General features: G+C 71.9%; 23 protein-coding genes. 18 read left to right on the plus strand and 5 right to left on the minus strand.

From position 1 onward, the window contains the following. Positions 1-89: 89 nt before the first annotated feature. Entirely contained in the window at positions 90-941 is an 852-nt protein-coding gene (locus ACFYWI_RS12080; protein ID WP_389229316.1) for a LysR family transcriptional regulator, read from the minus strand. 116 nt (positions 942-1,057) lie between these two features. Between ACFYWI_RS12080 and ACFYWI_RS12085 the strand changes: the two genes are divergently transcribed. The 11 genes from ACFYWI_RS12085 to ACFYWI_RS12135 all read left to right on the plus strand — a co-directional run bounded on the left by ACFYWI_RS12085 (position 1,058) and on the right by ACFYWI_RS12135 (position 13,989). Beyond that, positions 1,058-1,981 (plus strand): DMT family transporter, encoded by a 924-nt coding sequence (locus ACFYWI_RS12085; protein WP_389230036.1) that lies wholly within the window; start codon positions 1,058-1,060, stop codon positions 1,979-1,981. A gap of 118 nt (positions 1,982-2,099) precedes the next feature. Beyond that, positions 2,100-2,894 carry a TIGR03084 family metal-binding protein gene (locus ACFYWI_RS12090; protein ID WP_389230039.1) on the plus strand — a complete coding sequence of 265 codons (795 nt, stop codon included), beginning with the start codon at positions 2,100-2,102 and terminating at the stop codon, positions 2,892-2,894. Between the two features lie 56 nt (positions 2,895-2,950). Beyond that, a complete protein-coding gene (locus tag ACFYWI_RS12095) occupies positions 2,951-4,708 on the plus strand; it encodes an acyclic terpene utilization AtuA family protein (protein WP_389230042.1) in 1,758 nt (585 codons plus the stop codon). A 36-nt stretch (positions 4,709-4,744) separates the two neighbouring features. After that, on the plus strand, positions 4,745-6,343 hold the full coding sequence (locus ACFYWI_RS12100; protein WP_389229319.1) for an acyl-CoA carboxylase subunit beta: 1,599 nt from the start codon (positions 4,745-4,747) through the stop codon (positions 6,341-6,343). Positions 6,344-6,363: 20 nt separating this feature from the next. Beyond that, a complete protein-coding gene (locus tag ACFYWI_RS12105; RefSeq protein WP_389229322.1) occupies positions 6,364-8,580 on the plus strand; it encodes an acetyl/propionyl/methylcrotonyl-CoA carboxylase subunit alpha in 2,217 nt (738 codons plus the stop codon). Between the two features lie 31 nt (positions 8,581-8,611). Then, positions 8,612-9,805, plus strand: a complete 1,194-nt coding sequence (locus ACFYWI_RS12110; protein WP_389229325.1) for an acyl-CoA dehydrogenase family protein — start codon at positions 8,612-8,614, stop codon at positions 9,803-9,805. A 43-nt stretch (positions 9,806-9,848) separates the two neighbouring features. Then, complete coding sequence (locus ACFYWI_RS12115; RefSeq protein ID WP_389229328.1) at positions 9,849-11,444, plus strand: 4-coumarate--CoA ligase family protein; 1,596 nt, start codon at positions 9,849-9,851, stop codon at positions 11,442-11,444. Further along, on the plus strand, positions 11,441-12,181 hold the full coding sequence (locus tag ACFYWI_RS12120; RefSeq protein ID WP_389229331.1) for an enoyl-CoA hydratase family protein: 741 nt from the start codon (positions 11,441-11,443) through the stop codon (positions 12,179-12,181). Before ACFYWI_RS12115 ends, ACFYWI_RS12120 begins: the two co-directional genes overlap by 4 nt. After that, the gene (locus tag ACFYWI_RS12125) at positions 12,169-12,768 is read left to right on the plus strand and encodes a TetR/AcrR family transcriptional regulator (protein ID WP_389229334.1); all 600 of its coding nucleotides are present in this window, start codon (positions 12,169-12,171) and stop codon (positions 12,766-12,768) included. Before ACFYWI_RS12120 ends, ACFYWI_RS12125 begins: the two co-directional genes overlap by 13 nt. Next, positions 12,761-13,354 carry a hypothetical protein gene (locus tag ACFYWI_RS12130; protein WP_389229337.1) on the plus strand — a complete coding sequence of 198 codons (594 nt, stop codon included), beginning with the start codon at positions 12,761-12,763 and terminating at the stop codon, positions 13,352-13,354. Before ACFYWI_RS12125 ends, ACFYWI_RS12130 begins: the two co-directional genes overlap by 8 nt. Next, positions 13,354-13,989, plus strand: a complete 636-nt coding sequence (locus ACFYWI_RS12135) for a hypothetical protein (RefSeq protein WP_389229340.1) — start codon at positions 13,354-13,356, stop codon at positions 13,987-13,989. The genes ACFYWI_RS12130 and ACFYWI_RS12135 overlap by 1 nt, the downstream gene beginning before the upstream one ends. Positions 13,990-14,056: 67 nt before the next feature. Here the strand turns inward: ACFYWI_RS12135 and ACFYWI_RS12140 are convergent, their stop codons facing one another. Then, the gene (locus tag ACFYWI_RS12140; protein WP_389229343.1) at positions 14,057-15,157 is read right to left on the minus strand and encodes a citrate synthase 2; all 1,101 of its coding nucleotides are present in this window, start codon (positions 15,155-15,157) and stop codon (positions 14,057-14,059) included. Positions 15,158-15,565: 408 nt separating this feature from the next. Between ACFYWI_RS12140 and pdxH the strand changes: the two genes are divergently transcribed. Continuing rightward, a complete protein-coding gene (gene pdxH / locus ACFYWI_RS12145; protein WP_389230045.1) occupies positions 15,566-16,198 on the plus strand; it encodes a pyridoxamine 5'-phosphate oxidase in 633 nt (210 codons plus the stop codon). 28 nt (positions 16,199-16,226) lie between these two features. Here the strand turns inward: pdxH and ACFYWI_RS12150 are convergent, their stop codons facing one another. Beyond that, the gene (locus ACFYWI_RS12150; protein WP_389229346.1) at positions 16,227-17,099 is read right to left on the minus strand and encodes a winged helix-turn-helix transcriptional regulator; all 873 of its coding nucleotides are present in this window, start codon (positions 17,097-17,099) and stop codon (positions 16,227-16,229) included. 109 nt (positions 17,100-17,208) lie between these two features. On the opposite strand from ACFYWI_RS12150, the gene ACFYWI_RS12155 reads away from it, so the two are divergent. From ACFYWI_RS12155 to ACFYWI_RS12165, 3 genes are read left to right on the plus strand one after another with little or no spacing between them, the layout of a single operon-like run. After that, a complete protein-coding gene (locus ACFYWI_RS12155) occupies positions 17,209-18,006 on the plus strand; it encodes an ABC transporter permease (RefSeq protein ID WP_389229349.1) in 798 nt (265 codons plus the stop codon). 34 nt (positions 18,007-18,040) lie between these two features. Further along, positions 18,041-19,093: an ABC transporter ATP-binding protein gene (locus ACFYWI_RS12160; protein ID WP_389229352.1), complete on the plus strand. Its 1,053-nt coding sequence runs from the start codon at positions 18,041-18,043 to the stop codon at positions 19,091-19,093. Next, entirely contained in the window at positions 19,090-19,911 is an 822-nt protein-coding gene (locus tag ACFYWI_RS12165; RefSeq protein ID WP_389229355.1) for an ABC transporter permease, read from the plus strand. The genes ACFYWI_RS12160 and ACFYWI_RS12165 overlap by 4 nt, the downstream gene beginning before the upstream one ends. 265 nt (positions 19,912-20,176) lie before the next feature. On the opposite strand, the gene ACFYWI_RS12170 is transcribed toward ACFYWI_RS12165, so the two are convergent. Next, on the minus strand, positions 20,177-21,610 hold the full coding sequence (locus ACFYWI_RS12170; protein ID WP_389229358.1) for a hypothetical protein: 1,434 nt from the start codon (positions 21,608-21,610) through the stop codon (positions 20,177-20,179). 134 nt (positions 21,611-21,744) lie between these two features. Here ACFYWI_RS12170 and ACFYWI_RS12175 point away from each other — a divergent pair, with 134 nt between their 5' ends. After that, a complete protein-coding gene (locus tag ACFYWI_RS12175) occupies positions 21,745-23,118 on the plus strand; it encodes a PAS domain-containing protein (RefSeq protein ID WP_389229361.1) in 1,374 nt (457 codons plus the stop codon). Between the two features lie 155 nt (positions 23,119-23,273). On the opposite strand, the gene ACFYWI_RS12180 is transcribed toward ACFYWI_RS12175, so the two are convergent. Next, complete coding sequence (locus ACFYWI_RS12180) at positions 23,274-24,029, minus strand: SIS domain-containing protein (protein ID WP_389229364.1); 756 nt, start codon at positions 24,027-24,029, stop codon at positions 23,274-23,276. 187 nt (positions 24,030-24,216) lie between these two features. On the opposite strand from ACFYWI_RS12180, the gene ACFYWI_RS12185 reads away from it, so the two are divergent. After that, on the plus strand, positions 24,217-24,909 hold the full coding sequence (locus ACFYWI_RS12185) for a metal-dependent transcriptional regulator (protein WP_389229367.1): 693 nt from the start codon (positions 24,217-24,219) through the stop codon (positions 24,907-24,909). Between the two features lie 616 nt (positions 24,910-25,525). Then, positions 25,526-26,389 carry an alpha/beta fold hydrolase gene (locus ACFYWI_RS12190; protein ID WP_389230048.1) on the plus strand — a complete coding sequence of 288 codons (864 nt, stop codon included), beginning with the start codon at positions 25,526-25,528 and terminating at the stop codon, positions 26,387-26,389. Positions 26,390-26,497: the final 108 nt, after the last annotated feature.

Genomic DNA, 26,497 nt, shown 5'->3' on the forward strand with positions numbered 1-26,497 from the left:
GGCATCTCCTGCCGATGAGCTCTCTGGACTCCATGGTCACCGAGGGGCGTACGACCGGCGACCTCGCCGGGCGCCGCGGCCGGGCGGCGTCAGGCGGCGACCTCACGGGCGAGGGCCACCAGGGCGGGGATCGCCGGGTGCGGGGCCTTCGTTCGCCGAACGAGGAGGACCGGGACCGGTGGGGTGTCCGTCAGCGGGCGGTAGGCGACGCCCGGATTGGCGTGCATCTCGGCGGTGGAGGCCGCGGAGACGCCCACGCCCCGGCCCGCGGCGATCGCGGTGAGCCAGTCGTCGGTGTTGCTGACGGTGAGCGTGGTGGTGGGACGGGCGCCGGCCGGCCAGAGATCCGGGGTCGTCATCCCGGAGACGGTGTTCAGCACGACGGGCTCGGCCGCCAGGTCGGCGAGGGTGAGCGAAGCGCGGGCCGCGAGGGTTCCGTCGGCGGTCACCGCCGCGACACGGGGCTCGGTGAACAGCAGCTCGGTGACCAGGCCGGGCGTGTCGACCGCGCCGCGCAGCACGGCCGCGTCGACCTCGCCACGGGTGAGCCCGGCCGTGCGGTCGTCGATGCGCAGGAGTTCCAGCGGGGTGTCCGGGTGCTCGCGTTCCCACCGGCGAAGCAGCGGCGTGGTGTACGGCCCGAGGGCGGACCACGCGTGACCGAGCCGCAGCGGCCGGCGGCGCAGCCGCCCCGTGTCGAGTGCCTCGTCGAAGGCGGCGACGGCCGCGGACGCCTTGTCACGGAACGCCCGGCCGTCGGCGGTCAGTTCCAGATGGTGTGTGGAGCGGTCCACGAGGCGGGTGCCCAGCTGCTTCTCCAGGGCGGCGAGTGCGCGGGAGACGCTGGGCTGGGTGAGGTTCAGCCGGGCCGCGGCCCTGGTGACGCTGGACTCCTCGGCGATGGCGAGAAAGCAACGCAGGTGACGCAGCTCGATGCTCATACGCGTAGAGCATAACCGCAGAGAGAACGGCATTTCACGGGTGGCGTGCTGGTCCGTAGCGTAGGAGCGTGAGCAGGGAGACGTGCAGCGAGGAGTTTGCGGTGAGCAACGGGCAGGTGTCCGAGGTCGCTGGGGCGTCCGTCGCCTTGCCCGAGGCCGCCGGTGCGCTGGGCGGCCAGGAGGGCGCCGGCCCTGCCCGGCGTTCGCTCGGGCCCGTGGCGCTTGTGGTTGCCGGGGCGCTGTCCGTGCAGTTCGGTGCGGCCATCGCCGTCCTGCTGATGCCCCGGGCCGGCGCCCTCGGTGTCGTCACGCTGCGGCTCGTACTCGCCGCGCTCGTCCTGCTCGCCGTCTGCCGCCCCCGGCTGCGCGGGCACTCGCGCGACGACTGGGGCACGGTCGTCACCTTCGGCGTCGCCATGGCCGCCATGAACGTGCTCTTCTACCAGGCCGTCGACCGCATCCCCCTGGGCGCGGCCGTCACCCTGGAGGTCCTCGGCCCGCTCGCCCTGTCGGTGATCGTCTCGCGGCGGCTGGTGAACCTGCTGTGGGCCGCGCTCGCGCTCGCCGGAGTGGTCCTGCTCAGCGGCGGCGGCTTCGACCGGCTCGACCCGGTGGGCGCGCTGTTCGCGCTGGCCGCGGGCGGGATGTGGGCGGCGTACATCGTGTTCAGCGCCCGCACCGGGCGGCGGTTCCCGCAGGCCGACGGGCTGGCGCTGGCGATGGGCGCCGGCGCGTTGCTGTCCCTGCCGCTGGGCATCTGGGAGGCCGGGGCCGCGCTGCTGGTGCCGAGCACGCTCGGGCTCGGGCTCGCCGTCGCGCTGATGTCGTCGGTGCTGCCGTACACGCTGGAGCTGCTGGCGCTGCGCAGGCTGCCCGCGGCGACGTTCGCGGTGCTGATGAGCCTGGAGCCGGCGGTCGCGGCGACGGCCGGATTCCTCGTGCTGCATCAAGCCCTTTCGCCGGCCGAGGGTTTGGCGATCGTGCTGGTCATCGCGGCGAGCATGGGTGCCGTGCGGACACAGGTGGCCGGAAAGCCGTAAAAACCAAAGCAAGCATGCTTGCTTGTTTCTCGATGCGCTGCCATGCTCCGGGGCACACGTCCCCTGGTCTTCGGCAGGAGGCCCCGTGCCCAACGCAGTGCCCCCGAGGGAGCGCATCGTGTCCGATCCGGCCGTCGTACTCGACGACTTGCGCAGCGAAAGCGACGAACTCGACCAGCTGGTCGGCGAGCTGAGTCCCGGGCAGTGGGCGTCCCCGACGCCCGCGGCGGGCTGGAGCGTCGCCCACCAGATCGCCCATCTCGCCTGGACGGACCGGGCCGCGTTGATCGCGGTCACCGACCCGGAGGGCTTCGCCGCCGAGGTCGAGAAGGCGCTCGTCGCGCCGGACTCCTTCGTCGACGAGGGCGCGGAAGCGGGCGCCGCGCTGCCGCCGGCCGCGCTGCTGGCCCGCTGGCGTCAGGGCCGCGAACGGCTCCAGCAGGCTCTGCGCGAGGCCCCGGCGGGGAGCCGTTTCCCCTGGTACGGGCCGCCGATGAGCGCCGCGTCGATGGCGACCGCCCGACTGATGGAGACCTGGGCGCACGGCCAGGACGTCTCGGACGCACTCGGGGTCGTACGCCCGCCGACGGCGCGGCTCGCACATGTGGCCTGGCTCGGGGTGCGGACCCGGGACTTCGCGTTCGGTGTGCACGGCCTGACGCCACCCGCGGAGCCCTTCCGGGTGGAACTGACGGGTCCGGACGGGCAGTTGTGGACGTACGGCCCCGAGGACGCGGTGCAGTCCGTGACCGGTCCCGCGCTGGACCTCTGCCTGCTGGTCACCCAGCGGGCCCACCGCGCCGACCTGTCCCTGCGGGCGGACGGTGCGGACGCGGACCGCTGGCTGGACATCGCCCAGGCCTTCGCGGGGCCGCCGGGGAAGGGCCGTGCGGCCAGGGGAGGCGACGCGTGACCGGCACGGGGGACGGTGCCACGTCCGCTCCCACCGGTGCACCCGACGTCGTCGGCGTGCCCCGCCCGGTGGCCGCGCACCCGAAGGCGCTGCGCATCGGGAACGCCTCCGGTTTCTACGGGGACCGGTTCGACGCCGTGCGCGAGATGCTGACCGGCGGACCGCTCGACATCCTCACCGGGGACTACCTCGCCGAGCTGACCATGCTCATCCTCGGGCGCGACCGGCTCAAGGACCCCCGGCTCGGGTACGCCAAGACGTTCCTCAAGCAGCTCGAGGACACTCTCGGTCTTGCTCACGAGCGCGGCGTGAAGATCGTCGCCAACGCGGGCGGCCTCAACCCCGCCGGACTGGCCGACGCCGTCCGTGAGCTGGCGGACCGGCTCGGGGTGCCGGTGAGGGTCGCCCATGTCGAGGGCGACGACCTCGCCCGGCGCTTCCCCGAGGCGCTGACCGCCAACGCCTATCTCGGCGGAGCCGGGATCACCGCCTGTCTGCGGGCCGGGGCGGATGTCGTCGTCACCGGGCGGGTCACCGACGCGGCCCTCGTCACCGGGCCCGCCGCCGCGCACTTCGGCTGGGGGCCGGGCGACCTCGACGCCCTCGCCGGCGCGGTCGTCGCCGGGCACGTGCTCGAATGCGGCACCCAGGCCACCGGCGGCAACTACGCGTTCTTCAGCGGTCACGACGTACGCCGCCCCGGCTTCCCCCTGGCCGAGATCCACGCCGACGGCTCGTCCGTCATCACCAAGCACCCCGGCACCGGCGGACTCGTCGACGTCGGCACCGTCACCGCCCAGCTGCTGTACGAGACCGGGGGCGCCCGGTACGCGGGCCCGGAGGTGACCGCCCGCCTCGACACCGTACGGCTGGAGCAGGACGGCCCGGACCGGGTACGCATCCACGGCGTGCGAGGCGAGGCCCCGCCGTCCACCTTCAAGGTCGGCCTGGGCAGGCTCGGCGGCTGGCGCAACGAGGTCGTGTTCGTGCTGACCGGCCTCGACATCGAGGCCAAGGCCCGTCTGGTGCAGGGCCAGCTGGAGGAAGCCCTCGGCAAGCACCGGCCGGCCGAGGTGCGCTGGGAACTGGCCCGTACCGAGGCGACCGACGCCGACACCGAGGAACGCGCCAGCGCATATCTGCGCCTCGTCGTGCGCGACCCGGACGCGGAGCGGGTGGGTCGCGCGCTGAGCGGCGCCGCGATCGAGCTCGCGCTCGGCAGCTACCCCGGCTTCCATGTGACGGCCCCGCCCGGCAAGGGCGCGCCGTACGGAGTCTTCGAGGCCGCGTACGTCCCCGCGGACGAGGTGCCGCACACGGCCGTGCTCCCGGACGGGGAGAGGAGGGAGGTGGGGGTCCACCCGGCCGGAGGCGCGGGGAGGGATGCCCAGCCACCGTCCGTACCGATCACGGAGGCCGAAGGGCAGGAGCCGGGCGTGCTGCCCGAGCCACTCCCGCCCGGGCCGCGCCGCGCGGCGCCCCTCGGCCTGATCGCCGGCGCCCGCAGCGGCGACAAGGGCGGGTCCGCCAATGTCGGCGTCTGGGCACGTTCCGACGACGCGTGGCGCTGGCTGGCCCACGAACTGACCGTGGACCGCTTCCGCGCGCTGCTCCCCGAGACCGCCGAACTGCCCGTCGTACGGCACGTGCTGCCGAATCTGCGGGCCCTGAACTTCGTGGTCGAGGGGATTCTCGGCGAAGGCGTCGCCTCGCAGGCCCGCTTCGACCCGCAGGCGAAGGCGCTCGGCGAGTGGCTGCGCTCGAGGTATGTCGACGTCCCGGAGGCGGTCCTGAACCCGGAGGCAGTCCTGTGATCCCGGAAGTCGTGCTGTGATCCCGGAGGTTGTGCTGTGACCGTGCTCGCCTCGGCCGTCGATCCGACGAGCCCCGAATACGCCGTCCACCGCGACGCGATGCTCGCCAGGCTCGAGGAGCTGGGCGCCGAGCACGCCAAGGCGCTCGCGGGCGGCGGCGAGAAGTACGTCGCCCGGCACCGGGGGCGCGGCAAGCTGCTCGCCCGGGAGCGCGTCGAGCTGCTGCTGGACCCGGACACGCCGTTCCTGGAGCTGTCGCCGCTCGCGGCCTGGGGCAGCGACTACCCGGTCGGCGCCTCCATGGTGACCGGCATCGGGGTGGTGGCGGGCGTCGAGTGCCTGATCACGGCCAACGACCCGACCGTGCGCGGCGGTGCGTCCAACCCGTGGACGCTGAAGAAGGCCCTGCGCGCCAACGAGATCGCGTACGCCAACCGGCTGCCGGTGATCTCGCTCGTCGAGTCCGGTGGTGCGGACCTGCCGTCGCAGAAGGAGATCTTCATCCCCGGCGGTGCACTGTTCCGGGACCTGACGCGGCTGTCGGCGGCCGGTATCCCGACGATCGCGGTGGTGTTCGGGAACTCGACGGCGGGCGGAGCGTACGTGCCCGGAATGTCCGACCACACCATCATGATCAGGGAACGGTCGAAGGTGTTCCTCGGCGGACCGCCGCTGGTGAAGATGGCGACCGGTGAGGAGAGCGACGACGAGTCGCTCGGCGGCGCGGAGATGCATGCGCGGGCGTCGGGTCTTGCGGACTACTTCGCGCTCGACGAGGCGGATGCCCTGCGCCAGGCGCGCCGGGTGGTCGCCCGTCTCAACTGGCGCAAGGCGCATGCCGATCCCGGCCCGGCCGAGCCGCCGAAATACGCGGCCGAAGAGCTGCTGGGGATCGTTCCCCCTGATCTGAAGACCCCGTTCGACCCACGCGAGGTGATCGCCCGGATCGTCGACGGCTCGGACTTCGACGAGTTCAAGCCGCTGTACGGGCCGAGCCTGGTGACCGGCTGGGCGTCGCTGCACGGCTACCCGGTGGGTGTGCTGGCCAATGCGCAGGGCGTGCTGTTCAGCGCCGAGTCGCAGAAGGCCGCACAGTTCATCCAGCTCGCCAACCAGCGTGATGTGCCCCTGGTGTTCCTGCACAACACCACCGGCTACATGGTCGGCAAGGAGTACGAGCAGGGCGGCATCATCAAGCACGGCGCGATGATGATCAACGCGGTGTCGAACTCCCGAGTGCCGCATCTGTCGGTGCTGATGGGCGCGTCGTACGGCGCCGGGCACTACGGCATGTGCGGGCGCGCCTATGACCCGCGGTTCCTGTTCGCCTGGCCCAGCGCCAAGTCGGCGGTGATGGGCCCGCAGCAGCTGGCCGGGGTGCTCTCGATCGTCGCGCGGGCGTCGGCGGCGGCGAAGGGGCAGCCGTACGACGACGAGGCAGACGCGGGACTGCGGGCCATGGTCGAGCAGCAGATCGAGGCGGAGTCGCTGCCGATGTTCCTGTCCGGGCGGCTGTACGACGACGGGGTCATCGACCCGCGCGACACCCGGACGGTGCTGGGGCTGTGCCTGTCCGCGATCCACACGGCACCGGTCGAGGGCGCGCGCGGCGGCTTCGGCGTCTTCCGGATGTGAGGGCTTTTGCGATGACTTCGATGATCTCTGCGGTCCTTGTCGCCAACCGGGGTGAGATCGCCTGCCGGGTCTTCCGTACCTGTCGTGAACTGGGGATCGCGACGGTCGCGGTGTACTCGGACGCGGATGCGGACGCGCTGCACGTGCGGGAGGCGGACGCGGCGGTACGGCTGCCGGGCGCGACGCCCGCGGAGACCTATCTGCGCGGTGACCTGATCGTGAAGGCGGCACAGGCGGCGGGCGCGGACGCAGTGCACCCGGGGTACGGATTCCTGTCCGAGAACGCGGAGTTCGCGCGCGAAGTGGCGGACGCGGGTCTGGTGTGGATCGGGCCGCCGCCCGCCGCGATCGAGGCGATGGCGTCCAAGACGCGGGCCAAGGAGCTGATGGGGCTGGCGCCGCTGACGGACGTGACCGAGTCCGACCTCCCGGTCCTGGTGAAGGCGGCGGCGGGGGGCGGCGGTCGCGGTATGCGGGTCGTCCGCACCCTCGAGGCACTGCCCGGCGAGATGGAGGCCGCCCGCTCCGAAGCGACGTCCGCCTTCGGGGACGGCGAGGTGTTCGTCGAGCCGTACATCGAACGGGGCCGGCATGTGGAGGTCCAGATCCTGGCGGACGCGTACGGGGCGGTCTGGGCGCTGGGGACGCGGGACTGCTCGCTGCAGCGCCGCCACCAGAAGGTCATCGAGGAGTCCCCGGCACCCGGCCTCGCACCCGGCCTGGTGGCCTCGCTGCACGAGTCGGCCGTCTCCGTGGCGCGAGCCGTGGGCTACCGGGGCGCGGGCACGGTCGAGTTCCTGGTCGACGAGGACGGCCGGGCGCACTTCCTGGAGATGAACACACGCCTCCAGGTGGAACACCCGGTGACGGAAGCGGTGTTCGGCCTCGACCTGGTGGCGCTCCAGCTGGCGGTCGCGGAGGGCGAGCCACTGCCTCCGGCCCCGCCGGCGCCCCGCGGCCACGCGGTGGAGGCCCGCCTCTACGCGGAGGACCCCGCGACGGGCTGGACCCCGCAGGCGGGCCGGCTGCACGCGCTGTCCTTCCCCACCCGTACGCCCGGGAGCGTGTCGGGCAACGTCGCCCCCACCCCCGGCGCCCCGGCGTTGCGCCCCTCGGCCGCCGGGTACGGCTCCTTTGGCCCGGGTGGTGCGGGAGCGTACGTCTTCGGCGGTCCGGCGCCGAGCACCGCGACTGACGGGCAGGTGGACGGCGCCCCCGGTGCCACGGAGGCTCGCGCGGGCGGGGCGGCCCCCGGACGGGGCGGTTCCGAGGGAGCCAGGCAGGCCGGCCCCGTGGGGGCCGCGGACGGGTATGCCTTCGGGGGCACTCCCTGGGTGCGCGTGGACACCGGGTACGCCGGCGGCGACGTCATCGGCGTCCACTACGACCCAATGATCGCCAAGGTCATCGCCTGGGGGCCCACCCGTGAGGCGGCCGTGCGCAGGCTGGCGCACACCCTGCGACGGGCCCGCGTGCACGGGCCCGTCACCAACCGGGACCTGCTCGTACGGTCGCTGGAGCATCCGGACTTCGTGGCCGCCCGGCTCGACACCGGGTTCTACGAGCGCAACCTCGAAGAGCTGACCGGGCCGACGCCGGGGCAGGAGCACGCCGCCGTCGCGGCCGCGCTGGCCGACGCCGCGGCCCGTACCGGTGGAAGCTGTCGCGGCCAGGGGGTGCGGGGCAACCCGTCGCCCACGGGTGAGGCCACGGGCGTGCCGCAGCGCATCGGCGCGTGGCGGAACCTTGCCTCCGCCCCCCAGGTCAAGGCCTACGGCGAGCACGAGGTCCGCTACCGCCCCGCCCGCGACGGCGGTTTCGAGGTGCTCGGTGCACCCGGGATGCGGGTCCTGGCAGCGACGGCCACTCGCGTAGCGCTCGAAATCGACGGTGTCGTACGGAACTTCGACGTCGCCGCGTACGGCGACACCGTGCATGTCGACAGCCCCACCGGCGCCCACAGCCTCACCGTACGTCCCCGCTTCACCGATCCGACGGACCGGGCCGAGCCCGGATCGCTGCTCGCGCCCATGCCCGGGACCGTCGTGCGGGTCGGGGAAGGGCTCGTCGAAGGCGCCCGTGTCGAACAAGGGCAGCCGCTCGTCTGGCTGGAGGCCATGAAGATGGAGCACAGGATCATCGCTCCCGTCTCCGGCACGCTCATCGCGCTCCACGCCGTCCCCGGCCGTCAGGTCGAGGTCGGTGCCCTGCTCGCCGTCGTCAACGAAACGGCGTAGCCACACAGGAAGTACAGGAGGCCGAGGAATCATGAGCACCATCGAGAGCCAGGAGATCAAGGCCCTGCGAGAGGCCGTCGCCGCCCTCGGGCGCCGGCACGGGCGGGACCACGACCGCGAGACGTTGTGGGGCGAGGCCGCCAAGCTCGGATACCTCGGGGTGAACCTGCCCGAGGCCTACGGCGGCGGAGGCGGCGGCATGGCCGAACTGTCCGTCGTTCTCGAGGAGCTGGGTGCGGCCGGGTGTCCCCTCCTCATGATGGTCGTCTCACCCGCCATCTGCGGCACGGTCATCGCCCGGTTCGGGACCGAGGAGCAGAAGCACGCATGGCTGCCCGGCCTCGCCGACGGCACCCTCACCATGGCCTTCGGCATCACCGAGCCCGACGCCGGATCGAACTCCCACCGGATCACCACCACCGCCCGCAGGACCGAGGACGGCGGCTGGATCCTGAGCGGACGCAAGGTCTTCGTCTCCGGCGTCGACATCGCCGACGCGACGCTCATCGTGGGCCGCACCGAGGACGCCCGCACCGGAAAGCTCAAGCCCTGCCTGTTCATCGTGCCCCGGGACGCCGACGGCTTCCATCGTTCGCAGATCGACATGGAACTCCGGGCGCAGGAGAAGCAGTTCGAGCTCGTCCTCGACGACGTGTCGTTGCCCGCCGACGCGCTCGTCGGTGGGGGCACCTCCCACGCCGAAGTCCCCCTGGGCCTGGCGGCCCGGGAGGTGCCCCCGGCGGGAGAGGACGCCGGACTGCTCCAACTGTTCGCCGGGCTCAACCCCGAGCGCATCATGACCGCCGCCTTCGCCATCGGGATGGGCCGTTACGCACTCGGCCGGGCCATCGACTACGCGAGGACCCGGCAGGTCTGGAAGGCGCCCATCGGCGCCCACCAGGCCATCGCCCACCCCCTCGCCCAGGCCCACATCGAGCTGGAGCTGGCCCGGCTGATGATGCAGAAGGCCGCCGCCCTGTACGACGCCGGCGACGATCTCGGTGCGGGCGAGGCCGCGAACATGGCCAAGTACGCGGCCGGGGAAGCCTGCGTGAAGGCCGTCGACCAGGCCGTGCACACTCTCGGCGGCAACGGGCTGACCCGGGAGTACGGCCTGGCCTCCCTGATCACCGCCGCCCGCGTCTCCCGGATCGCCCCGGTCAGCCGGGAGATGATCCTCAACTTCGTGTCCCACCAGTCCCTGGGTCTCCCCAAGTCGTACTGACACACGACATTCTGGCCGTCCACACACCGCCGAGGGGGCTGTCATGGTGATGCACAGCAGCGTGTTCCGCAGCAACTACGCGGATGTCCCGGATCTCGTAGAACCCATCCATGAGGCCGTACTGGGCCGGGCGCCGGAGTTCGGTGACACGGTCGCCCTCGTCGACGGGGTGAACGGCACCACCGTCACCTACCGCCAACTCGACCTGTTCCACCGCCGGTTCGCCGCCGCGCTCGCCTCGGCCGGCCTGCGCAAGGGCGATGTGCTGGCGCTGCACAGCCCCAACACGGTCGCCTACCCGGCCGTCTTCTACGGGGCCACGCGCGCCGGCGCATCCGTCACCACCGTCCATCCGCTCGCCACGGCGGAGGAGTTCGCCAAGCAGTTGCGCGACTCCTCCGCCCGCTGGATCGTCACTGTCTCACCGCTGCTCGAAGTCGCCCGCCGGGCCGCCGAACTCGCCGCGGGCATCGAGGAGATCTTCGTCTGCGACCGGGCCGACGGGCATGTCAGCGTCCTCGACATGTTCGTTTCCACCGAGCCGGAGCCACGGATCACCATCGACCCGTCCGAGGACATCGCGGCCCTGCCGTACTCCTCGGGCACCACCGGCGTGCCCAAAGGCGTCATGCTCACCCACCGCTCCATCGCCACCAACCTGGCGCAGCTCTACCCGGTGATCCCGATGGACCCTGGCGACCGCATCCTCGCCGTCCTGCCGTTCTTCCACATCTACGGCCTCACGGCCCTGATGAACGCCCCGCTGCGCCATGGCGCCACCGTCGTCGTGCTGCCCCGCTTCGAGCTCGACACCTTCCTGTCGGCGATCCAGGAACACGCGATCAACGGCCTGTACGTCGCCCCGCCGATCGTTCTCGCACTGGCCAAGCATCCGGCCGTTGCGCAGTACGACCTCTCCTCGCTGCAGTACATCGTCAGCGCCGCGGCCCCGCTCGATGCCCGCCTCGCCGAGGCCTGCTCCGAGCGGCTCGGACTGCCGCCGGTGCGCCAGGCGTACGGCATGACCGAGCTGTCGCCCGGCACCCATGTGGTGCCGCTGTCGGCCGAGAACCCGCCCGCGGGGGCGGTGGGGCTGCTGCTCCCGGGTACCGAGATGCGGATACTCGACCTCGACGGCTCCGGCAAGGACGTCGCCGGGGGTGCGGAGGGCGAGGTCGCGATCCGTGGCCCGCAGGTGATGAAGGGCTATCTCGGCCGGCCCGAGGCCACCGCCGAGATGATCGACGCCGACGGCTGGGTGCACACCGGCGACATAGGGCGCGTCGACGCGGACGGCTGGCTGTTCGTCGTCGACCGGGTCAAGGAACTCATCAAGTACAAGGGCTACCAGGTCGCCCCGGCCGATCTGGAGGCGCTGCTGCTCACCCACGAGTCCATCGCGGACGCCGCGGTGGTCGGGGTGTGCGACGAGGACGGCAACGAGATCCCGAAGGCGTATGTCGTGAAGCAGCCGTACGCCGTCGATCTGACCGAGGACGATGTGCTCGCGTTCGTCGCCGAACGCGTCGCACCGTACAAGAGGGTCCGCCGGGTGGAGTTCATCGGCGGCATCCCCCGCGCCGCCTCGGGAAAGATCCTGCGGCGGGAGCTGAGGGACAGGGAGAAGGAGAGCACGTGACGCTCGTCGCGACCGCGCACGAACGCGGTATCACCACCTTGACACTGGACTCGCCGGCCAGCCGCAACGCCCTGTCGGCGCGGCTCGTCGGCGAGCTGGCCGAGGCGCTCGCCGGCTGCGCCAAGGACGACTCCGTACGTGCAGTGGTGCTCACGCACACCGGCACGACGTTCAGTGCCGGGGCGGATCTGAAGAACCCGCCCAATCCGTACACGTTCGTCGCGCTGCTGCGGCAGATCGTCACGCTGCCCAAGCCCGTCGTGGCCCGGATCGCGGGTCATGTGCGGGCCGGCGGCCTCGGTCTGGTCGGCGCCTGTGACATCGCGGCGGCCACCGCGGGCTCGGACTTCGCGTTCACCGAGGTCCGGATCGGGGTGGCCCCGGCCGTGATCTCGCTGCCGCTGCTGCCGCGCATGGACCCGCGGGCCGCCGAGCGCTACTACCTCACCGGGGAGCGCTTCGGCGCGGCGGAGGCGGTCCGCGCGGGGCTGTTGACGCTGGCCGCGGACGGCGACGATGTGGACGCCGCCCTCGCACCGCTGCTCACGGGTCTGCGCAAGGGCTCACCGCAAGGCCTGGCCGCATCGAAGCAACTGGTCGCGGCTAGGGTGCTGGAGACCTTCGACCGGGACGCCGAAGACCTGGTGCAGCGTTCGGCCTCACTGTTCGCATCGGCCGAGGCGCGCGAAGGGATGACGGCCTTCCTCGAACGACGGGACCCCGCATGGGTGTGGTGACCTCCACCGCAAAGGAGCCGAAGCAGGACCGCAGCCGGGCGACCCGGCAGCGGCTGCTGGAGGCTGCGGTGGCCTGCCTGGCCGAGGTCGGCTGGGCAGGCTCGACCGTTTCGGTGGTGGCCGAACGGGCCGGAGTCTCGCGGGGCGCGGCCCAGCACCACTTCCCCACCCGCGAGGACCTGTTCACGGCGGCGGTCGAGTACGTCGCCGAAGAGCGCTCGCAGGCGCTGCGGGCGCTGCCGACCCAGGACCGTACGGCTGTCGTCGGGGCCCTCGTCGACCTTTATACGGGACCGCTGTTCCGGGCCGCGCTGCACCTGTGGGTCGCCGCCTCCAACGAGGATCAACTACGCCCGCGGGTAACGGAGTTGGAGGCAAAGGTCGGCCGCGAGACCCATAGGATCGCGGTACGGCTGCTGAACGCCGACGAATCCCGCCCGGGTGTGCGCGAGAGTGTCCAGGGCCTGCTCGACATGGCGCGTGGCCTCGGGCTCGCCAACCTCCTCACCGATGACGCCGCCCGCCGTCGGAGGGTGGTGGCACAGTGGGCGGCACTGATCGAGGAGGGATTGGCTGACGATGGGTGACCACTACGAGCGCATCATCGACGTCGAGGTGTCCCAGGAGGAGGCCCCGGCACTCGCGGAGCGGATGGTCGGCTGGATGGTCGCCGAGGGACTGCTCACCCGCGAGATGTCCGATGTCGCGATGTACAGCTTTCAGGTGGACGAGGGCCATGTGCCCGGGCCGAACTGGGCGCGCGCCGCGGAGGACTGGGGCGACGACCACATACCGGCCCCGGTGGCCGTGATCGTCGGGCGGGACCACCATGTCGGAGGTCAGGGCGAGGACGACGCGGAGTACGCGAACTGTCCGCGCTGCGAAACCAGGACCGTGTTCATCCACTACCCCGAGGCGTGCGAGCCGGACGAGGAGGTCTGGCGGCCCTTCCGGGACGCCATCGACACCTGGAAGGAGACAGGCGAGGGCAGCGCCGACTGCTCCGCCTGCGGCGCCTCGGTTCCGGTCACCGAGTGGGAGTGGGAGATGAACTTCGCCCTCGGTGCCCTCGCCTTCGACTTCTGGGGCTGGCCGCCGCTCACGGACGACTTCGCCGCGGAGTTCGGCCGGCAGCTGGGACACCGGACCGCCCAGCACATGGGCAAGTTCTGATGGGCGACCGCTTCCGGACGATCGTGGATCTCGATGCCACGGCCGAGGACGCCGAGGCACTCGCGGAGCGAGCCCTCGCGTGGCTGGTGGCGGAGGGCATCGTGCTCGCCGAGCAGACCCACTGCGTGTTCGGGCAGCCGGTCCGTCCGCCCGGCCCTCACTGGGCCAGGACGGCGGCTCCCGAGGACTCCGACGGGAACCCGTCGGACGGGTTGGCTGTCACGACCGGGCGGACCGTCTTCCACGGCGGGCAGGACCAGGCCGAGTGGGCCGACTGCCCGGGCTGCGGGGGCCGCACCCTGTTCGGCCCCGGGGGCGAGGAACAGGACGACCCGTGGGCCGACGACGCGCTGTCCCACGGTGACGGGGACGCCGCGGATGCCGGGGACGAGGAGTGGCAGCTCTTCTCGGCGGCCGTCGGCGCCTGGCACGCCACGGGGGAGGGATACGTCGAGTGCCGGCACTGCGCTGTCGACGTCCCGGTCACCGACTGGATCTGGCAGCCCGGCTGCTTCGCCCTGGGGCACCTGGGCCTGGAGTTCTGGAACTGGCCGGAGTTCCGGCCGGAATTCGTCGCGGAGCTCGGCCGGCAGCTGGGCGGCCACCGCACTGTCGTGGTGTGGGGCAAGCTGTGACCCCGGAGCGGACATGACGGTGGGGGCGGAGCACCGCCGCGCCCACCGTCACCGGGGTGTCAGCCGGTCAGTCCGCGATGTCCTCGTAGCCCGGGATCTCGCGCGGGCTGCGCGTGCCGGGCCCGATGTAGCGCGCGGAGGGCCGCACCAGGCGGCCGGTGCGCTTCTGCTCCAGGATGTGTGCCGACCAGCCCGCCGTGCGGGCGCAGGTGAACATCGACGTGAACATGTGCGCCGGGACCTCGGCGAAGTCCAGCATGATCGCGGCCCAGAACTCCACATTGGTCGCCAGTACCCGGTCCGGGCGACGGTTGTGCAGCTCCTCCAGGGCGGCCTTCTCCAGCGCCTCCGCGATCTCGAAGCGGGGCGCGCCCAGCTCCTTCGCGGTGCGGCGCAGTACGCGGGCGCGCGGGTCCTCGGCGCGGTAGACGCGGTGGCCGAAGCCCATCAGCCGCTCGCCCTTGTCGAGTGCCTGCTTCACGTACGCCGTCGCGTCACCCGTGCGCTCGATCGCCTCGATCATGCCGAGCACCCGGGACGGCGCGCCACCGTGCAGCGGCCCCGACATGGCGCCCACCGCTCCGGAGAGGGCGGCTGCCACGTCCGCGCCGGTGGAGGCGATGACGCGGGCGGTGAAGGTGGAGGCGTTCATGCCGTGCTCGGCTGCCGAGGTCCAGTACGCGTCGACGGCCTTGACGTGCTTGGGGTCCGGCTCGCCGCGCCAGCGGATCATGAAGCGCTCGACGACCGACTGGGCCTTGTCGATCTCCTTCTGCGGGACCATCGGCAGACCCTGTCCGCGCGCACTCTGGGCCACGTAGGACAGCGCCATCACGGCCGCGCGGGCGAGATCGTCACGGGCCTGGGCCTCGTCGATGTCGAGGAGGGGCTTCAGACCCCACACGGGGGCGAGCATCGCCAGCGCCGACTGCACGTCGACCCGGATGTCACCGGAGTGCACGGGGATCGGGAAGGGCTCGGCGGGTGGCAGTCCGGGATTGAACGCGCCGTCGACCAGCAGGCCCCATACGTTGCCGAAGGAGACGTGCCCCACCAGCTCTTCGATGTCGACGCCCCGGTAGCGCAGCGAGCCGCCCTCCTTGTCCGGTTCGGCGATCTCCGTCTCGAACGCGACGACTCCCTCGAGTCCAGGTACGAAATCGGACATCAGGCGGCTCCTCAAGATGTGTACGACAGACACGGGTCGGTCACCCCGGTGATGCCCCGTACGGCCGGTGGTCACCCAACCGCCGGGAAGGCAGGAACGATATCCCCTGCTGTATGGAGGCCACAGTGGCCCGACCCAAGATTTTGGCGGGTACCGCTGATGCGGGGAAGCGTGACATCCGGCACAGTGCCCCATTTCGGTCCAGGAGGATTGGCTGCACTCCGTGCCGGGCAAACTCGGCCCCTGCGGCAGGATGTCCCCGTGACCGATCACGCCGCCCCGCACCCGTCCGAGCCGGATCCGGCCGCCGGCCCCCCTTCGAAGACGGGCCCCGCCGATGTGACGGTGTCCGGCCTCGCCGTGCCCGACCCGGCCGAGACCGACCTCGTCGTACCGGACCCCGCCGTCATGCGCGAGCAGTACCGCTCCACGCCGCTCGACGAGACCACGCTGGCCGCGGGGCCCATGGACCAGTTCGCCCGCTGGTTCGCCGAGGCCGCGGCAGCCGCCCTGCTCGAGCCGAACGCCATGGTCGTGGCCACGGCTGCCCCCGACGGGCGGCCGTCGACGAGGACCGTGCTGCTCAAGCAGTACGACGAGCGCGGCTTCGTGTTCTTCACCAACTACCGCTCGCGCAAGGTCCGGGAGATCGACGCCAACCCGTATGTCTCCCTGCTCTTCCCCTGGCACCCGCTGGCACGCCAGATCATCGTCACCGGCATCGCCTCCCGCATCGGCCGCGACGAGACGGCCGCGTACTTCCGTACCCGCCCGCACGGCTCCCAGCTAGGTGCCTGGGCCAGCGAGCAGTCCGCGGTGATCGGCTCGCGCGAGGAGCTGCTGCGCGGGTACGAGGAGCTGGCCGCCCGCTACCCGGAGGGCGAGCAGGTGCCGGCGCCGCCGGAGTGGGGCGGCATCCGGGTCGTACCGGACGCGGTGGAGTTCTGGCAGGGGCACGAGAACCGGCTGCACGACCGGCTGCGGTACGTCCGTACCCAGCAGGGCCCGGGCGGCTGGAGCGTCGAGCGCCTGGCGCCTTGAGGACCTCTCTTCCGGATCCTGCCGGGCCCTAGAAATCCCGGGCCGTCCCGAGAGCGGTGGTCACCGCCGCCGGGATGTCCGTCACCGGGAACTGCACATGGCGGACGATGCGCTCCCGGTCCACCACCAGCACCGCGCGCTTGAGCCGCAGCGACTGCCCCGCCCGGAAGGTCGGCAGCCGCAGTGCGGCCGACAGCCGCGCGTCCATGTCGGACAGCAGCGGGAAGGGGATGTCCTCGGCCTTCGCGAACTCCCGCTGTTCGTCCGGCCGTTGGGTGCTCACACCGCGTACGGCGACGCCGGCCGCCAAGAACTGGCCGTACGCGTCCCTGAAGAGGCGGTTCTCCAGGGTGCAGCCGACCGTGCCGGGGATGTCGGACCAGCCGTCCGGCAGCGGGCTCGGCCGCCCGGTGGCCGGGTAGCAGAACAGCACGGTGGCGACACTGTCCGCGTCGAGGGGGTCCAGATCGCCGCCGGTGTGCGCGGGCAGCGTGATGCCCGGCAGCCGGGTGCCGGGCAGGCCGGCCATCCGCACGGCCTCGGCGCTGTGCTCGTCCGCGGAGGCGGTGAGCGTGCCGTCGCCGAGCAGCCAGCGGTCGGCCCAGTCCTGCAGTGACACCAGGACGGGAAGCAGCGCGCGGCCGGTGGCGGTCAGCCGGTACTCGTAGCGCACCGGGCCCCGCTGATACGGGACCTTCTCCAGGATCCCGCTGTCGACCAGGTGCGTGAGGCGTTCGGTGAGCACCTTGCGGGAGATGTCGAGCTCATGCTGGAGCTCGTCGAAACGGTGCCGGCCGCGGGCCGTCTCCCGTACGAGCAGCAGGCTCCACCAGTCGCCGACCACGGCCGCGGCCTGTGCGACGGCGCAGGCGGCGTCGCGCTCGGGTACTGCTCTGGCCATCGTCCGGCTCCTTCCTGGAGGGAACCATCTTGCGTCATGCGGTGAGTTCCCGATAGAAACCCAGGGTAAGTTCCCAAAGGAAACTCACTCGCTCTCAGGGGGAGGGATCGTGCCCATAGCCTGGGCAACCGCATGGCGCACCTGGCAGATGACCAGACGCGCCTATCCATGGACCTACGCCGTCGGCACCGTGCTGCCCGCCGCGCTCACCATCTCGCTCGCGTACCTAGGTTTCCACGCCATCGGCGGCGGCCGCATCGGCGACGACTTCGGCACCGGCGCCGCCGCCTACCTCGCCTACGTCGCCGTCGGCGCGACCGCCTTCCAGTTCACCGTCCGTCTCATCCTCTGGTCGGCCAAGGCGCTCATCACCGAACAACGCCAGGGCACGCTCGCCGCCCTGCTCATCGCGCCCGCCGGACGGTTTCCCTATCTGCTGGGATTCACCGCCTTCGCCGTCCTCAGCAGCCTCGTCGAATTCCTCGCCCTCGGCATCGTGTTCCTACTGCTGGGCATCTCGGTCCCCATCGCCTCACCACTGGGCGCACTCGCCGGAGCACTCGCCCTCATCTGCGCGGTCTTCGCGCTGTCCGTGGGGCTGGGCGGAGTGATGATCGCCGCGGGCGAGGCGCACATCTCCCAGAACACCGTCTTCATCGTGCTCGGGCTGCTGTGCGGCTTCACCTTCCCCCGCGACTACCTGCCCGTCCCCGCCCAGTGGCTCGCCGAGGCATTCCCCACCACGGCCGCCATGGACGTACTGCACGGATCGCTCACCGGCGGACACACCTTCGCCGAGCTGGCCCCCCGGCTCGGGGTCTGCGCCGCGCTCACCGCCGTCCATCTGTTCCTCGGTCTGAAGTACCTGCCGCGTGCCGAGGCCCGAGCCGTCGAAAAGGCCCACTGAGATGCCTCCTTCCGATCTGAAAGGACCAACGGACATGCAGGGCATAGCGGTCCGCGCGCTGCGCAAGGAGTTCCCCGTACGCGACAGGGGCATCCTCGGCCCCCGCACCCGCAAGACCGCCGTCGACGGGCTCGACCTCGACATCCCCCCGGGCCGGATCACCGGACTCCTCGGCCTCAACGGCGCCGGCAAGACCACCACCATCAAGACCATCGCCACCCTGCTGCGCCCCACCTCGGGCACGGTGACCGTCGACGGACTCGACACCGTCGCCGACGCGCGCGCCGTACGGCGCCGCATCAATCTCATCGCCGGCGGCGAACGCATGGTCTACACGCGGATGACCGGCCGCGAGAACCTCTGGTACTTCGGCCAGCTCTACGACGTACCGAAGCCGCAGCTGCGCCGCCGCATCCATGAACTCCTCGCCCTCGTCGGCCTGTCCGACGCCGCCGACACCATGGTCGAGCGCTACTCGCGCGGCATGACCCAGCGTCTTGCCATCGCCCGCGGTCTGATCAACGAACCGGACTATCTGCTCCTCGACGAACCGACCCTCGGCCTCGACGCCCCCATCGCCCGCGATCTGCGCCGCGTCGTCGCCCGCCTCGCCGTCGACGGCACCGGTGTGCTGCTGACATCGCACTACCTCGCCGAGGTGGAGGAACTCTGCGGCCATGTGTACGTGATCTCCGGCGGCCGCCACCTGGCCGAAGGCAGCCCCGCCGAGCTGAAGGCCGCGACCGGCAGCCACCGCACCGTACGCATCACCGTCACCAACCCCGGCGAGCGGGTGACCGCCGTGGCCGAAGCCTTCGGAGCTGCCCGAGAACCCCGCGCCGACGGCGGCGAGGTGATCACCCTGCGCCACCCCGACGACATCGCGGGCCCGCTGGCCGCCGCGCTCGTCGAGGCGGGAGGCACCATCGGCGGCCTCGAGATCGCCGAGGCGAGCCTGGAGGACGCGATCCTCACGCTCGCGGACCGCACTCCCGAGGACAGGGGCTCCGAGAACACGGACTCCGAGAACCGGAGGCCCGGCGGCGGGAGTTCCGGCGGCCGTACCCCCGAGGTGGCTCCGGCATGAGCCATGCCCTGCGCATCCTCGCCGCCGAATCGCTCAAGCAGCACCGCAGACTCTTCGGCCAGCCCCTCGTCGTCTTCTCCATGCTCGTGTGGCCGCTCCTCCAGCTCGCCACCACCTACTACACGCTGCGCCCCGTCGCCACCGCGTCCCCCGCGGCCGCGAACTGGCCTCTGGCCGCCGACCCCGACCGCCTCCTCGCCTTCCTGGCCACCGGCACGCTCGCGTACGCGTTCTTCTTCTCGCTCGTCCAGTCCGCCTGGCACTTCTCCTTCGAGCGCACCACCGGCACCCTGGAGCTGCTCTTCCTCTCCCCGGCCGGCCGCCTCACCCTGATGATCGCCAACGGCGCCGGTGCGCTGCTCCAGAACGCCTGGCTGCTGACCTGCTTCACCCTCGCGGCCCTCACCGGCTTCGGGACCCTCGCCGTCTCGGCCTGGTGGATGTACGCGGTGGTCTTCCTGGCCCTGTTGATCCCGGCGGTCGCCTGGGGAGCGTTTCTCAACAGCCTGCTGGTGTTCTCCCGCGACTCGGCGTTCCTCTACACGGTCCTCGACGAGCCCCTCTGGTTCGTCGCCGGCGTCCGGCTCCCGAATTTCGCCCTGCCGGCCCTGATCCAGATCGTGGGCGCGGTCTTCCCCCTCACGGGCAGCCTCCTCGCGGTCCGCGGCGCCCTGCTGGAGGGCCGCACGCTCGGTGAGCTGGGCCTGACACTGGCGGGGCTCGGCGTGCTGAGTGCGGTGCTGCTGGCAGCGGCGGCGGTGATCCTGCGGCTGGGCGAGGCGCGGTCGCAGCGGACGGGGAAGCTGAGCCTGGCGTGACGGGCGCCCGGTCGGGGAACGCAGACGACCCGTGGGCCTTGGTTCCTGCCGTGCGGGACGGAGGAAGCCGGCCGGACTTACCGGCGGCCCACGGGTCGGGTGACTGCTTGGGATTTCGGCAGACGGCCTGCCGAGGTGCACAGAGTGCGACGGCAGGCCGTTAGCCCGCAGTCACCTCGCTGGTCCGGAAAGAAATCATCTTCCGAATCACCTCCTTTCGACGTACGGCCCACACTAGAAACCTGTGGAGCCGGGTTCAACCGATTTAGAGCTCCCTTTCCGCGAGCAGCTCCTCCATCGCCGTGACGGGCAGTGCCGGGGAGCCTGCCGCCGCCCTGATCACGGACTCTTCCTCGTCCGTGTCCGCCACCAGAGCGAGCAGGGCGGTGACCGGCAGTTTGGGGTGCGCGGCCACCGCGAGGCGGACCTGGACGTCCTCGTCGGCCGACAGGCGTGCTGCGAGCGCGGGCGGCAGATCCGGGTCGCGGGGCGCGAGGGCACGCATCCGGGGGTCCGGGTCGGTGGCGAAGCGGCGCAGCGCTTCGGCGGGGAACGTGAAGTGGTCGGTGGGGCGGCCGCGGAGCTCGGGGTTACGCCTGTGGCGGCGCTCGACGCGTTCGGCGGCCTCCGGGGAGAGGGCCGGGGTGTGGGCGGCCATCGTGGCGCGTACGTCCCTGTCCTCGTCGTCGAGGAGCCTCTCGACGGCCTCGGCCGGGAGGGTGTCGCTCCCTGCGGCCGCGCGTCGGAAGCAGGCGTACGGGGAGGTGACATGGGGGAGGGGACGGGCCGTCACCCAGGGAATGTCCCGGGATGTGAGCTCGATCAGGGCGAGTTGGCACCCAATGTCCTCCTCGGCCACCGCGAACGAGGTGTCGATACGGTCTTCTCCGGCTCGCAACTCCTCATGAATGGCCGCTCGTTGCTCGTCGGATGCGTCCTCGCGAAGGAATATCTCCACGCGGACCGGAGCCGAGGTGTCCTGGGCCAGGACATCCCGAAGGTCCGGCGGGAGCTGGGGATGGGCGGCGAAGGCCTTGCGAACCGCCTCGTCCGGGTCCGCCGCCAGCTCCTTCGCCGTGGCCGGGTCCAGGGTCACATGACGGGCCACCCCCGCCCTGGTCACCGGATCGGCGAGCAGGGCCGCATGCAGATCGGCGGGCGGGACCGGGTGGGGGCTCCGGCGGAAGTACGTCGAGCAGGCCGCCGCCCGGACGCTCGGGTCCTCGTCCGTCAGCAGCTTGCGCCGTACGTCCTCCGGCGCCTCCACCCACCACTGGGCGAGCTCGGCGCGTACCGCCGGGTCCGGGTCGTCGGCCAGGCGGCCGCGGACGGCGGGCGGGGTGCCGTCGTTCTTCACCAGTTCCGTGCGCACCGTGGCCGACGGGTCGTCCGCGAGCCGGGTGAACACCTCCTCGTGCGGCCCCTGGGCCCGGGAGGCGAGTGCGCCGCGGACCATGTCGTCGCTGTGGGCGGCGAGCTTCAGGCGGGTTCCCGGCGGCAGATCCCGGTTGCAGGCCAGCGACAGGGCGCGCCAGTCGTCGTCGAACGCGAGGATCTCGTCAGCGAGTTCCTCCGTCAGATCGGTGCGCCGGTGCGCGGCCTCGCCGCACGCCTCCCGGTGGTGCAGCAGTCGCCGCAGCAGGTTCTCGGGGAGGGTGGGATTGCGGGCGAGGCCTGCCAGCGCCTTGTCGATCAGCATGCCGGGCATGCTAAGGGCGACCGAAATTTCGACGGGCAGGGATTTCCCGGAACCGCGTGTGTCCTGTGTCACGTTCCAGTTGAATGATCCGACGTGCATCAGCACCCGCGGACGCGTCCTGCAGGGGGTCCAGGATGACTGTTTCCAGACACACGACCACCAACGCCGCGCTCGGGCCCGGCGATCCGGGGCGTGACGGGCCGCCCGGGTCCGATCTGCTGGCCGCCCTGCTGGACGGGATGGATGCCGCGCTCTGTGCCGTGGATGCGGACGGGACCATCACCCACTGGAACCGTGAGGCCGAGCGGATTCTCGGGTGGTCGGCCGAGGAGGCCGTCGGGCGGCGGGGGTTCTCCGGATGGGCCGTACGCCGGGCCGATGCCGGGGAGGTGCAGCGGCGGCTGATGGCCGCGATGGACGGGCCGGGGCGGCAGGTGCACGAGTTCGCGCTGCTGCGCAAGGACGGCGGCCGGGTCCTCGTACGGACGCAGTCGGCGCGGGTGCTCGACGCCGGCGGGAAGGCAGCCGGGGTGTACTGCGCGTTCAGCGAGGTGCACGCGCAGATCGATCTGGAGCGGTCCATCGCGCTGAGCGAGGCACTGTTCGACGACGCCTCGTGGGGTGTCGTCCTGGTCGATGTGGATCTGCGGCCCGCCGTCGTCAACACGCATGCGGCGCGGGCGCTCGGCACGGGGCGTACGACCGCCCTCGGGCGGCCGCTCGGGGAGCTCGTCGTCCAGGGGTTGGAGGAGCTGGAGGGCGCGCTGCACCATGTGCTCGCGGAAGGCGCGCCGCGTGGGCTCGTGGAGTTGTGGGTGACCGTCGCCACCGCTGAGGGCAGGCAGCGGCGCTGCTGGCGCAGCGGGTTCGTCCGGCTGGCCTCGCCGCTCACCGAGGAGCCCGTTCCGCTCGGCGTGGGGTGGCTGTTCCACGATGTGACCGAGGCGAAGCTTGCCGAGCAGGAGGCGGACCGGCTGCGTTTCCGGTCGAGTCAGCTGCACCGGGCGGGGCGGGCGGCCGCGGAGTGCGAGGACCCGGTGGAGGCGGCGACCGCTTATCTGGACTTCGCGCTGGCGGGATTCGCCGACCATGCGCTGGTCGACCTGGCGGAGGCGGACGGGGAGCGGCTGGTACGCGCGGCGGCGACACCGGCGGGAGCGCCGGGCCCGTGCGCACAGGTGAGCGGCGGTGGACTGCCGGTGCGGTACGCGCCGGGGCACCCGGCGTTCCAGGCTTCGGAGCGCAACGGCTCGGTGCGGGCCAGCGCAGGGTCGGGGGCCGCGGCCGGTGACTGGGCGGCGCAGCGGCAGTGGCCGGTGGACGCGGCGCATGCGCTGTGCACGGTGCTCCGCAGCCGGGGGCGGACGCTGGGCGTGCTGACGTTCCTGCGCAGCCCGAACCGCCCGGCCTTCGAGCGCCCGGACGCGGTGTACGCGGAGAGCATCGCGGTCCTGGTTGCGGCGGCGCTGGATCTGGCGCAGGTGACGGTGCAGGGCGTCGGGGACTGAGGGTCGTGGTGTCCGTCGCGGGGCCGGGCGTCCGGGACTGAGGCGGTTGCGGCCGCCGCCGACCGGACGTGTGCCGCCACCTGTCCCCGGGACGAGCTCGCCCCTGGCCGGCCATCCGTCTGCCGGTCGGTGCGGTCGCAGCCGGTAGTCGCCGGTCAGTGGCGGAAGAAGATCCGGTCCCGGTACTCGGTCATCACCCGGCCGTTCCACTCATGTCCGCCGTCCACGTTCCCCGAGCGCAGCAGCGGCGGCTCGATGCCCCGCTCCACCAGTTGCTCGGCGGCCGCCGCCATCGTCGCCTGCATCAGTGCGCTGGTGACGACCGTGGACGCGGGCGCGAACGGCGCCTCGATGCCCTCGTGGGTGAGTTCCGCGTCGCCGATGGCGATCTTGGAGTCCAGGACGATGTCGCAGTGGTCCTTGAGGAACGTGCCGGACACATGCCGTGAGCTGGTCTCCACGGTGTACGCCACCGACGTCACGCCGATCACCCTGATCCCGAGCGCGCGGGCGTTCATGGCCATTTCGACGGGCAGGGCGTTACGCCCGGACAGGGAGATGATCACCAGTACGTCGCCCGCCCCGGCCGGGCTGGAGTCGAGCACCGCGCCCGCCAGTCCGTTCACGCGCTCCAGGGCGGAGCCGAGCGTGGCCGGCATGACGTCGACGCCGACGACACCGGGTACGGCGAGCAGGTTCATCAGGGCGAGGCCGCCGGCCCGGTAGACGACGTCCTGCGCGGCGAGGGAGGAGTGCCCGGCGCCGAAGGCGAAGAGCCGGCCGCCTCCCGCGACGGTGTCGGCGATGGCCGTGCCTGCGGCAGCGATGTTCTCGGACTCCTCGTCCCGTACGCGCTGCAGCAGACCGATCGCGGCGTCGAAGAACTGACCGGCCAGCTTGCTCTCGCTCATCGCCGAGCCCTTTCCGGAGGGGGAAGGATGTGGGGAACGCGCCACGGGAGCACCCGCGTCGCGGATACGTTGCGGTCTGGACCATTGCCCTGTCAATACAGGCTTGCCCTCGCACGGCACGGTTGTCGGCGGGATGCGCAAGAATTGAGCCCGGGGCCGCATCGCACGATTCCATCGAGGGGCACGTATGTCCGGACTGATCGACACGACGGAGATGTATCTCCGCACCATCCTCGAGCTGGAAGAGGAGAGTGTGGTGCCCATGCGGGCCCGTATCGCGGAGCGGCTCGACCAGAGTGGACCCACGGTGAGCCAGACCGTGGCGCGCATGGAGCGTGACGGCCTGGTGACGGTCGCGGGCGACCGGCACCTGGAGCTCACCGAGGAGGGCCGGCGGCTGGCGACGCGCGTGATGCGCAAGCACCGGCTGGCCGAGTGTCTGCTCGTCGACGTGATCGGGCTGGAGTGGGAGCAGGTCCACGCCGAGGCCTGTCGCTGGGAGCATGTGATGAGCGAGGCGGTCGAGCGGCGGGTGCTGGAGTTGCTGCGTCACCCGACCGAGTCGCCGTACGGGAACCCGATCCCGGGCCTGGAGGAGCTGGGCGAGAAGGCGGAGGCCGACCCGTTCCTGGACGCCAGCATGGTCTCGCTGGCCGATCTGGACCCGGGCGCGGACGGCAAGACGGTGATCGTGCGCCGGATCGGCGAGCCGATCCAGACGGATGCCCAGCTCATGTACACGCTGCGGCGGGCGGGCGTGCAGCCCGGTTCGGTGGTGAGCGTGACGGAGTCGGCGGGCGGGGTCCTGGTGGGCAGCGGCGGCGAGGCGGCGGAGCTTGAGTCGGACGTGGCCTCGCACGTGTTCGTCGCGAAGCAGTAGGAGAGCGTCGGCGGTCGGGCCGGGCCGCGGATCGAGGCGCCGGCCGACCGTCGACCCGTGTGGCCCGGGCATCCGGCCGCATGTCTCTCCTGCACCGGCTCCACCTGCACGCCTCACCTGTACCTGCCTCCATCGTCCCGCCCGCACCGGCAGCCGACGAATGGCTGGTGCGGTGTGGCCGACGCAGCCCCCTGGAGCCTTATTCCGTCCGGAATGGCAGCGGCAGGGCGAATCGCGTGCCACGCTGTGGCTGAGGCATCTGACCCATGGCCGGGGAGGGGATCAGGGTGATGCGCCCGTCGTACGCCCCGCGCGCAGATGGCCGCTGCCCCTTGGAGCAGAGGGGCCCCGGCGCCCTGGGGCGCCGGGGCCTGTCCTCCCCTGTGCTGACCCGGAGCCCCGAGCTCCCAGGGTCAATCCCCACGGACCGTTTTCCCCGAGCGGCCCGCCTCCCGCAGAAGATCTCCCCTCGGCGACGCGAGTCAATCCTTGCGCGTGGTCACTCGAACGAGGGGTGTTGCGCGCCAGATCCCTTTTTTCGAATAAAGGTTCGATAGTCTGGTGGTTACCGACACAGTCAGCCCGACCCGGGGGAGAGAAGGGGGTGCCAGGCCAGATGGTGCGGCGCATCGACGTAACCGGAGCCAACGGCGTACGCCTGGCTGCCTGGGAGTTCGCGGACCCGCCCAAGGGGCGCGGCGACACCGACCATGCCCTGGGGGTATTACTGCTCCACGGTCTGATGGGCCGTGCCTCGCACTGGGCCTCCACGGCGCGCTGGCTCGCGGAGCGGCACCGCGCGGTCGCCCTCGACCAGCGGGGCCACGGCCGCAGCGACAAGCCGGCGGAGGGGCCGTTCACGCGTGAGGCGTATGTGGCGGACGCGGAGGCCGCGATCGAGCAACTGGGTCTCGCGCCCGTGACGTTGATCGGCCATTCGATGGGCGCCCTGACCGCCTGGCAGCTGGCGGCGAAGCGTCCGGACCTGGTCCACGCCCTGATCATCTGCGACATGCGCGCCTCGGCACTCGGCGCGGCGTCACAGCGTGAGTGGGAGGACTGGTTCCGCTCGTGGCCGCTCCCGTTCGCGACGCTGGCGGATGTGCGCAAGTGGTTCGGCGAGGACGACCCCTGGGTGGAGCGCCCGAACCCGGCGCGCGGGGAGTTCTTCGCGGAGGTCATGGGGGAAGGGTCGGACGGCTGGCGCCCGGTGTTCTCCCGCCGCCAGATGCTCACCTCCCGCGAGACCTGGGTCCACGACGCCCACTGGGAGGAGCTGGCCCAGGTCCAGTGCCCCACGCTGGTGGTCCGCGGCCTCGACGGCGAACTGGGCCGCGCGGAGGCCCAGGAGATGGTCCGGGTCCTCCCCCGCGGCGAGTACGGCGAGGTGGCGGACGCGGGCCACCTGGTCCACTACGACCGCCCGGAGGGCTGGCGCACGGCGATCGAGCCCTTCCTGGACGGGGTCCTGACGCCGTGACAGGAGCGCGGGCGACACCGTCGTCCCGCAGGGCGCGAGCACGAGCACGAGCGAGACGTGCGACACGTGTGGCGCCGGCATGCGCCGTCACGCAGGGGAGGCCCTTGT

Origin of the sequence: Streptomyces sp. NPDC002889 (assembly GCF_042888425.1) — a bacterium.
Classification (GTDB): domain Bacteria; phylum Actinomycetota; class Actinomycetes; order Streptomycetales; family Streptomycetaceae; genus Streptomyces.

What these genes read in the sequence shown, in the direction of transcription:
- ACFYWI_RS12080 (WP_389229316.1), bottom strand. Translation starts at nt 941, where the DNA reads ATGAGCATCGAGCTGCGTCACCTGCGTTGCTTTCTCGCCATCGCCGAG.
- ACFYWI_RS12105 (WP_389229322.1), top strand. Translation starts at nt 6,364, where the DNA reads ATGATCTCTGCGGTCCTTGTCGCCAACCGGGGTGAGATCGCCTGCCGG.
- ACFYWI_RS12110 (WP_389229325.1), top strand. Translation starts at nt 8,612, where the DNA reads ATGAGCACCATCGAGAGCCAGGAGATCAAGGCCCTGCGAGAGGCCGTC.
- ACFYWI_RS12115 (WP_389229328.1), top strand. Translation starts at nt 9,849, where the DNA reads ATGGTGATGCACAGCAGCGTGTTCCGCAGCAACTACGCGGATGTCCCG.
- ACFYWI_RS12125 (WP_389229334.1), top strand. Translation starts at nt 12,169, where the DNA reads ATGGGTGTGGTGACCTCCACCGCAAAGGAGCCGAAGCAGGACCGCAGC.
- ACFYWI_RS12130 (WP_389229337.1), top strand. Translation starts at nt 12,761, where the DNA reads ATGGGTGACCACTACGAGCGCATCATCGACGTCGAGGTGTCCCAGGAG.
- ACFYWI_RS12135 (WP_389229340.1), top strand. Translation starts at nt 13,354, where the DNA reads ATGGGCGACCGCTTCCGGACGATCGTGGATCTCGATGCCACGGCCGAG.
- ACFYWI_RS12140 (WP_389229343.1), bottom strand. Translation starts at nt 15,157, where the DNA reads ATGTCCGATTTCGTACCTGGACTCGAGGGAGTCGTCGCGTTCGAGACG.
- pdxH (WP_389230045.1), top strand. Translation starts at nt 15,566, where the DNA reads ATGCGCGAGCAGTACCGCTCCACGCCGCTCGACGAGACCACGCTGGCC.
- ACFYWI_RS12150 (WP_389229346.1), bottom strand. Translation starts at nt 17,099, where the DNA reads ATGGCCAGAGCAGTACCCGAGCGCGACGCCGCCTGCGCCGTCGCACAG.
- ACFYWI_RS12160 (WP_389229352.1), top strand. Translation starts at nt 18,041, where the DNA reads ATGCAGGGCATAGCGGTCCGCGCGCTGCGCAAGGAGTTCCCCGTACGC.
- ACFYWI_RS12165 (WP_389229355.1), top strand. Translation starts at nt 19,090, where the DNA reads ATGAGCCATGCCCTGCGCATCCTCGCCGCCGAATCGCTCAAGCAGCAC.
- ACFYWI_RS12170 (WP_389229358.1), bottom strand. Translation starts at nt 21,610, where the DNA reads ATGCTGATCGACAAGGCGCTGGCAGGCCTCGCCCGCAATCCCACCCTC.
- ACFYWI_RS12175 (WP_389229361.1), top strand. Translation starts at nt 21,745, where the DNA reads ATGACTGTTTCCAGACACACGACCACCAACGCCGCGCTCGGGCCCGGC.
- ACFYWI_RS12180 (WP_389229364.1), bottom strand. Translation starts at nt 24,029, where the DNA reads ATGAGCGAGAGCAAGCTGGCCGGTCAGTTCTTCGACGCCGCGATCGGT.
- ACFYWI_RS12185 (WP_389229367.1), top strand. Translation starts at nt 24,217, where the DNA reads ATGTCCGGACTGATCGACACGACGGAGATGTATCTCCGCACCATCCTC.
- ACFYWI_RS12190 (WP_389230048.1), top strand. Translation starts at nt 25,526, where the DNA reads ATGGTGCGGCGCATCGACGTAACCGGAGCCAACGGCGTACGCCTGGCT.